The sequence below is a fragment of the Stenotrophomonas sp. KH_036_B genome, from assembly GCF_057839485.1.
In genome coordinates, this window is sequence record NZ_CM174491.1 from 2121569 (window position 1) to 2128980 (window position 7412).

Consider the following 7412-nt stretch of genomic DNA (forward strand, 5'->3'; position numbering starts at 1 on the left):
TTGTAGAGCCACGCCCTGCGTGGCTGCCGTGCGCGCGGCTTACCAGCCGAACGTGGCGGTGGCCGTCACGGTACGGCCGCTGCCGTAGTAACACGACGAAACGCCGGTGCAGGTCGACACATAACGCTTGTCCGCCAGGTTGCTGGCGTTGAGCGCGAGCTGCACGTGGGTGTTGCCGTGCTGGCCGAGGTCATAGCGCAGGGCGGCGTCGAACAGGGTGTAGGACGGAATGCGGTACAGGTTGGCGCTGTCGCCGTAGCTGACGCCGTTGTAGCGTGCACCCGCCGCCAGGCTCAGGCCACGCAGGGCGCCGGCCTGGAAGGTGTAGTCGGCCCAGAACGAGGCGCTGACATCGGGCACCATCGCCAGTTGCTTTCCCTTGTACGCTGCAGAGCGCAGCATCTCCGAATCCATGCGCGAGGCGGCGCCGATCAGGCTCAGGCCCTCGATCGGGGTGATGCGGCCTTCCAGTTCAATACCGCGCACGCGGCCCTCATCGCCCTGGATGGAGCAGGTGGCGGTGCCGGTGGCGCCGCAGTTGCGATGGCTGGTGATCGGGTCGTCGACGATCATGTTCTGCTGCCGAAGGTCGTACACGGCGAGGGTCACGAGGCCGTCTACGCTCGCCGGCTGGTACTTCAGGCCGGCCTCCCACTGCGAACCGGTGACCGGGTCGAACGCAGTCTGGGTGAAGCTGTCCAGTGGCGATCTGGTCGAGGGCTGGAACGATTCTGCGTAGCTCACGTACGGGGTCAGGCCGTTCTCGAACACATACAGCAGCCCGCCGCGGCCGGTGAACGCCTCGTTCTTGATCACGTTGTGCGGGCCGGGCTGCGACACGCCCGTGGCGATGTTGCGGGTGGCGCTCAGGGTGTCGTCCTTGGTCCAGTCGTAACGACCGCCCAAGGTCAGCCGCCAGTTGCCCGCGGCCAGCTGGTCCTGCAGGTACACGCCGCTCTGCCGGTTGATGCCGGCGGTGGGCGTTTCGGTGGTGACGGTGGGCTGGTAGGGGTAATAGGCTGGGTCGAAGATGTCGATCGCGCGCGGGTTGGTCATCGCGCTGCGCACGCCTTCCCAGTCGGCACGCTGCCAGTCCCAGCCGAGCAGCACGGTGTGGTCCACGGCGCCGGTGGCGAAGCGCGCCTGCAGGCGGGTGTCGAAGGTGTCGCCGTCGGAATCGCCGGTACCCTGCACGCCGCGGCGGTTCTGGGTGCGGCCGTCGGCGTTGAGCGCGCCGAACGTGACCACGCCGCGGTAGAGCGAGTCGACGTGGGTGCGGCGTGCGTTCTGAGTCAGGGTGATATGGTCGTTGAACTGATGTTCGAACATCCAGCCGGCGGTCCACAGCGTGCGGTCGAAGGTGTTCCAGTCCGGCTGGCCGATGAAGGTGCTGTTCTTCATGTAGCCATATGGTGTGGCGTTGAGCGTGCCGGCCATCGGCAGGAACTGGTAGGTCGATCCGCCGTCGTCCTTCTGGTACATGCCCAGCAGGGTGAGCCGGGTGCGCTCGGCGAGCTGCCAGGTGTAGCTCGGAGCCAGGAACCAATGCTGCTGCGCGGTGTGCTTGATCTGCGTGTCGCCGTCGCGGTACACCCCGACCAGACGCAGCAGATGCTGGTCGTCCGCACTGCCGGCGCCCACGTCGAACGCGGCGCTGTACTGGCCGTCCGCATCCAGGCCGAGCCGCAGCAGCTGCTGCTGATCGGGCGTGGGGGTCTTGCTGACCTGGTTGACCATGCCGCCCGGTGCCATCTGGCCGTACATCACGGCCGACGGTCCCTTGAGCACTTCCACGCGCTCCAGGTTCCAGCTGTCGAACATGCTGCGGTTCCACTGGCTGCCCTGCGGTGCGCGCATGCCATCCAGGGTGACATTGTTGGACCAGCTGCCGGCATCGAAACCGCGGATGCGGAAGTCGTCCACGCGGTTGTCGATGCCGCTGCTCTCCAGGCTCACGCCGGCCACGTAGCGCATGGCGTCGTTGAGCGACTGCACGCCGCGGGCGTCCAGTTCGGCGCGTTCGATCACCGACACCGACTGCGACGTTTCGGCGATGGCCGTGCTGGTCTTGGTGGCGCCGCTGGTGCTGTTGGCGGCGCGGTAAGCATTGACCTGCACCGCATCCAGTGCGGTGGCGGTCTGCGCCAGCGCTGCCGGCGCGAAGCTGGCGGCTGCGAGGCAGCAGGCGAGGGCGAGCGGGTGGCGCGGCAACGGACGGGTGTTGGCAGGAGCGGTGATCATGATGGGAACTCGGACGACAGTGCCCGACGCATTTTAGGCAGTTCCGCACAGGATGCAATTGCGACCTATTCGCATATAAGAGACCGGAACGGGTGCGGTTCGTTGCCAGAAATGCTCCCCATGGACGTTTCGGCCGCTCAGTGTTCCATGGATGCTTGCAAAACCCGCTTGCATACGGCCAACACAGGACTAGAATGCGCGCAGGTTCCTTCCTTTGCCGCCATGACCCTGATGCCGCTCCTGACGTTTTTTACTCGCACCCGCGCTTTTGCGGGACGGGCGCGTCTGCCTCGCGGCTCCTCAAGCGGTTGACCTGATCCGGTCAGCCGAAGGACCCAGACAGAGCGCCCACCGGGCGCTCTTTTCGTTTCCGTGTTCCACAACCTCATGAAGGAGAACGTGCCATGCACCAGATCGCCGAGCCCCAAACCTGGCCGCACGCCCGTCAGCCAACGGCGGCGTGCGGCTCCCCGAAGTTGGCAGCGAGAACATAGTCCATGAACACCCAGACCCAGGCCCTCCGGCGCAACCTCGGCATCATTGCGCATATCGACGCCGGCAAGACCACCCTCACCGAACGGCTGCTGTGGAAGACCGGCGAGATCCATCGCGTCGGTGAAGTCCACGATGGCGCGACGACCACCGACTTCTCGGCGATCGAGCGCGAGCGCGGCATCACCATCGGCGCAGCCGCCGTGCAGGCGCATTGGGCGCCGCGCGGTGAGGCCATCCACCACTTGACCCTGATCGACACCCCGGGCCACATCGACTTCGCCATTGAAGTCGAGCGCTCGCTGCGCGTGCTCGACGGTGCGGTGGCGGTGTTCTCTGCCGTGGATGGCGTACAGCCGCAGTCCGAAACGGTGTGGCACCAGGCGCGCCGTCACGGGGTGCCGATGATTGCCTTCGTCAACAAGATGGACCGCATCGGTGCGTCGTTCGACCGCGTGCTGTCGCAACTGCGGGAGAAGCTGCAGGCGCGACCGTGGGCGATCGGCTGGCCGCTGGGCGCCGAGGCGCAGTTCAACGGCTGGGTCGACCTGGTCGATCGCACGACCGTGCGCTGGGACGAGGCCGGTACGCCGACGCGAACGCCGTGGACCGACGACGAACGTGGCGAATGGGAGCCGCGCCGCCTGCAGCTGGTGGAGGCGGTGGGCAGCCATGACGACGCGTTGGCGGAGGCATGGCTCGAAGGCGGCGAGATCGATGCGCTGTCGCTGCGCGCGGCGCTGCGCCGGGCCACGCTGGCCGGTGCGGGCGTGCCGGTGCTCGCGGGTGCGGCGTTCAAGAGCAAGGGCATCGAGACGTTGCTGGACGCGATCGTCGACTATCTGCCGGCGCCGGAAGACCGGCCGGCGGTGGTGGCCGGATCTGCGGATGGCGAGGTCACGTTGCCGCCGGATCCGAGCGGTCCGCTGGCGGCGCTGCTGTTCAAGATCACGCACCAGAACCACGGTGCGCTGAGCTTCGTGCGGGTCTATTCGGGCACGCTGCGGGTGGGCGATGCGCTGGCCAGTTCGCAGCACGCGCAGGGTCGGCGGGTCAGCCGGCTGGTGCGTGTGCAGGCCGACCAGACCCACGACATCAAGCAGGGGGTGGCTGGCGACATCGTGGCGGTGCTGGGCTGGAAAGATGCGGTGAGCGGTGAAACGCTCAGCGCGCCATCGCGGCCGCTGCTGCTGGACACGATCAAGGCGCAGCAGGCGGTGTTGGCGTGGCGGTTGACGGCGGCGAAGTCGGCCGACCTGCTCCGCATCAGCCAGGGCTTGTCCAGTCTGGCCCAGGAAGATCCGTCGTTCCGTATCGAGACCGATGCGGACAGCGGTGAAACGCTGGTCTGGGGCATGGGCGAGTTGCACCTGGAGGTGATGGTGGAGCGGTTGCGTACGGAGTGGAACGTCAATGTGCAGACGGGCGCACCGCGGGTGGCCTACCAGGAAACGCTGCGGCAGGCGCTGCGCGGTGTGGAAGGGAAGGTGGTCAAGCAGACGGGTGGCCAGGGCCAGTTCGCGCGGGTGCTGATCGATGTGGCGCCGCGCGAGGACGGGGAGGTGCACTTCGTCGACCGCACGGTTGGCGGGGTCATCCCACGCGGTTTCGTGGCGGCGGTGGAGAAGGGTGTGCGCACGGCGCTGATGGAAGGCCCGAAGGGCCATCCGGTGGTCGGCATCGAGGTGACGCTGGTCGATGGGCAGACGCACGCAAAAGACTCGTCGGACATGGCCTTCCACCGTGCGGGCAGCGAGGCGGTCAAGGCGGCGTTGCTGCAGGCCGGTACGCGTCTGCTGGAGCCGGTGATGGAGGTGTCCATCCACGTGCCGTCGGTCAATGTCGGCGACGTGGTCGGCGACCTCAATCGTCGCAGTGGCCGCATCGCGTCCATCGATGACCAGGGTGGCCGCGCGGAAGTGGTGGGTTACGCGCCGTTGGCGCAGTTGTCCGGCTACACCACTTCATTGCGCTCGCTCACCCAGGGCCGCGCATCGAGCGACATGCGTTTGAATGGCTACGAAGAAGTGCAGGCCGCTTGATGGTGTATGGAGTGGGGGAGCCGGGTTTCCGGCTCCCCTTTTTTTTCTTAGAGGCTAAGAGCCTTCGTTTGCTGGGTTCGCCTGGTAAGGGCCGGCGGGTACGGGGGTACGGGACACGCCGTGAACCCATCCATGGGGGCTCGTAGAAAACATCCATGTTTTCTACGGTCCCGTACCCCCGCACCCGCCGACCCTTCGACAGTGTGTCGGTGGCCGAGGACAGAGCAATGCAGTTCAGGTCGCGGTGACAGTCGCTCGTTTGTTTTGATCTTCCGTAGGGCACCGGCCAACTTCAAAGTGTGTCGGTGGCCGAGGACAGAGCAATGCAGTTCAGGCGCCGGTGACGGTAGCTCGCTTGTTTTGATTTTCCGTCTTGTCCTGATTTTCCGTAGGCCACCGGCCAACTCCAAAGAGGGTCGGCGGGTATGGGGGTACGGGACCGTAGAAAACATGGATGTTTTCTACGAGCCCCCATGGATGGGTTCACGGCGTGTCCCGTACCCCCATGCCCGCCGGCCCTCACACAGTGACCCCGCAAACCAGGTGCTCTGGTTTTTGCTGTGGCTGTGGCTGTGGCTGTAGCTGTAGCTTCGGCTGTGGCTGTAGAAAGAAGCCAGTCCGTTACAATGGGCGCATCTGTTTGAGGAGCTTGCCATGACCACCGCCCATTTCTATCCCATCGGTACGCCCGGCCATGCCTGGGGCGATGGTGAGCGGGCTGCATGGCGCGCGCGCCAGGTGCAGCAGCGCAGCTATGCGCGGGATGTGGTGGAAGCCTTGCAGGCGCTGCCGGGTTCGCTGGAGGTGGTGCAGTATGGCCAGCTTGAATCGATCACCGACAGCTACCCGCTGCTGCTCGCGATGAGTCGTGACTGGGACCCGGCCCTGCCGACCGCACTGGTGACCGGCGGCGTGCATGGGTATGAGACCAGTGGCGTGCATGGCGCCCTGCAGTTCCTGCGTGGGCATGCACAGGACTATGTGGGGCGGCTCAACCTGATCGTCGTGCCGTGCGTGTGCCCGTGGGGCTATGAGCGCATCCAGCGTTGGAACCGCGATGCGGTTGATCCCAATCGCAGCTTCCGTGACGGCGGGTTGATCGTGGAATCGGCCTCCTTGATGAACTGGCTCGCCGCGCGCGATGACACGCTGCTGGTGCACCTCGACCTGCACGAAACCACCGACAGCGATGCAGATGAGTTCGACCCCGCACTGGCCTCGCGCGATGGCAAGGCCTGGACGCCCGAGACCATTCCGGATGGCTTCTACGTCATCGGCAACAGCGAGAATCCCGAGCCTGCCTTCCAGCAGGCCCTGATTGCCGCCGTGGCCCCGATCACCCACATCGCCCCGGCCGACGCCCAAGGCAACCTGGTGGGCCTGCCGCTGCAGTCGCCGGGGGTGGTGTGGGGTGAATCGCGCTCGATCGGCGCCTGCGCCGGCGTCACCGATGCCCGCTTTGCCACCACCACCGAGGTGTATCCGGACAGCCCGCGCACCACGCCCGCACAGTGCAACGACGCCCAGGTGGCCGCAGTCGTGGCCGGGTTGGAGTTTGCGTTGGCCAATCGCTGAGCCCGCCGGAACAGGGCAGGCAGCATGGCGAACGTCCTTCCGGTGGGAATGGCAGGCTGCGCACAGGGTTGACCCGCGCGCATGAAGGCGATGTCAGCGCCGCCTTGCCGATGCAAACCCTGCGGGACCGTACTTTTACTGACGGTGGCCGCAGCTTCCAGGCCTCTCAGCCCGCCGGCATATCAGCGTGGCGACCAGCGCTTCGCCGAGATCACTGTTCGGATCGGGGCGCGCTTCCGATTGTGACGGCCGGTAAGTAAGAGTACGCACGCCCGGCACGCGGCTTTACTGATGCGCTTGCGGTGAGGTGCGGCCAGACTTTGCCCCGTAGACCGGCACGACAGGTGAGTGGCGATGTCCAGAGTGGCTTCCAACCGAACGTATCCCATGCGGGGCCCGAACCTGGAGCGGTGCCCGGACAGCCTGTGCGGCATCTCCGATGTGGCATCGCGGAAATACAGTCACCTTGCCGCCTCCCGGCGGGTGCGGTTCGGCACCCAGATGCTGGACCTGGCAACGGGTAGCGATGCCGGGTTTGAAGCGCGGGGTGCAGCCCGACACACTGAACGTGCCCCCGTGGCCAGCGCGACGCTGGATGCGGCGTACCGGCACGTCGACTATCACGTCACCGCGTGGCAGCCGGCGGGCAAGCCGGCCTTTGTTTTCGTGATTACGTTGAAAGACCAGCATTGGATGCAACCCGATGTGGAAGAAGGCACGGATTTCGACGAAGTGATGCAGAACGCCGTGGCTTTCGTCGAGCGCTTGTTGGACAGGGAGGCCGTCTGCGATGGAACGTAAATTTACTTAGCACGCATAGGTATATAAACGCTGGCCGGTACACGGCCCGCACCCAAAGCTTTCCCACCTCGACAGAAGGCCGCGAGTTTCAGCCTTGACCAGGTGCTGGAAGAGATGAAGGAAGCCTCCACCGGGGCGTAGCAGGCGGCGCGAGCGTCGTGGCAACGCTGCCGCCGTCCCTGGGCCGGCGGCAGCGGCTTGTGTTCTTGCGAATGAAGGATTGTCTACCTTGGGGGAGCATCTCAATGGGGTACGCCGGGC

4 protein-coding genes are annotated in these 7412 nt (G+C 65.9%); 3 read left to right on the top strand and 1 reads right to left on the bottom strand.

Annotated elements, in window-relative coordinates:
* Window positions 1–39 precede the first annotated feature (39 nt).
* Entirely contained in the window at window positions 40–2241 is a 2202-nt protein-coding gene (locus tag AC3ITN_RS09695; protein WP_489392787.1) for a TonB-dependent siderophore receptor, read from the bottom strand.
* A 497-nt stretch (window positions 2242–2738) separates the two neighbouring features.
* Between AC3ITN_RS09695 and fusA the strand changes: the two genes are divergently transcribed.
* The 3 genes from fusA to AC3ITN_RS09710 all read left to right on the top strand — a co-directional run bounded on the left by fusA (window position 2739) and on the right by AC3ITN_RS09710 (window position 7151).
* A complete protein-coding gene (gene fusA / locus AC3ITN_RS09700) occupies window positions 2739–4775 on the top strand; it encodes an elongation factor G (protein WP_489392788.1) in 2037 nt (678 codons plus the stop codon).
* A 654-nt stretch (window positions 4776–5429) separates the two neighbouring features.
* Complete coding sequence (locus AC3ITN_RS09705) at window positions 5430–6350, top strand: M14 family metallopeptidase (protein WP_489392789.1); 921 nt, start codon at window positions 5430–5432, stop codon at window positions 6348–6350.
* Window positions 6351–6737: 387 nt separating this feature from the next.
* Complete coding sequence (locus AC3ITN_RS09710; protein WP_489392790.1) at window positions 6738–7151, top strand: hypothetical protein; 414 nt, start codon at window positions 6738–6740, stop codon at window positions 7149–7151.
* Window positions 7152–7412 lie beyond the last annotated feature (261 nt).

Bases quoted from the DNA above. Each gene is read 5' to 3' on its own strand.
- AC3ITN_RS09695 (WP_489392787.1), bottom strand. From the start codon at position 2,241: ATGATCACCGCTCCTGCCAACACCCGTCCGTTGCCGCGCCACCCGCTC.
- fusA (WP_489392788.1), top strand. From the start codon at position 2,739: ATGAACACCCAGACCCAGGCCCTCCGGCGCAACCTCGGCATCATTGCG.
- AC3ITN_RS09705 (WP_489392789.1), top strand. From the start codon at position 5,430: ATGACCACCGCCCATTTCTATCCCATCGGTACGCCCGGCCATGCCTGG.
- AC3ITN_RS09710 (WP_489392790.1), top strand. From the start codon at position 6,738: ATGCGGGGCCCGAACCTGGAGCGGTGCCCGGACAGCCTGTGCGGCATC.